Origin of the sequence: Arcobacter sp. CECT 8989, assembly GCF_004116715.1 — a bacterium.
Taxonomy (GTDB): domain Bacteria; phylum Campylobacterota; class Campylobacteria; order Campylobacterales; family Arcobacteraceae; genus Halarcobacter.
Genome location: NZ_PDKE01000140.1, coordinates 1 through 382, shown reverse-complemented (window position 1 = coordinate 382; position 382 = coordinate 1). Strand labels below are relative to the sequence as shown.

Genomic DNA, 382 nt, shown 5'->3' with positions numbered 1-382 from the left:
CATAAGAACTAAATCCTCTTATGAAAACTCTATATATACCACCATTTTCTACATATTCAACTTTTTTAGAAGGAAATTTCTTTTGATAAGTACTTTGTGTTTGTTGAGCTCCTGAAACTAAACTAAATGCTCCAACTTGAACACTAAAGTTACCTTTTACATTTGCCTTTTGTGTATTTTTAACAGTTGAAGAAACTGTATTAGATACACCAGTATTAACTGCTTTTCCAATATTATTTGATACTTCCGTTGTTGTAATAATATCATCTTTTAGATCTAAAGATTCTGTTCCACCACTAAATGCTGTTGTAGAGTTTATTGGTGATTTTTCTGTTAAAACATCTGGTGCTTGATTATTGTTTATTTCACCGTTATATCCAAG

The 382-nt window shown here is 29.6% G+C and carries 1 protein-coding gene; it reads right to left on the bottom strand.

Annotation, left to right across the window (positions count from 1 at the left end):
• A partial coding sequence (locus tag CRV02_RS14740; protein WP_164969043.1) for an SPOR domain-containing protein occupies positions 1–382 on the bottom strand: 382 nt, incomplete at both ends.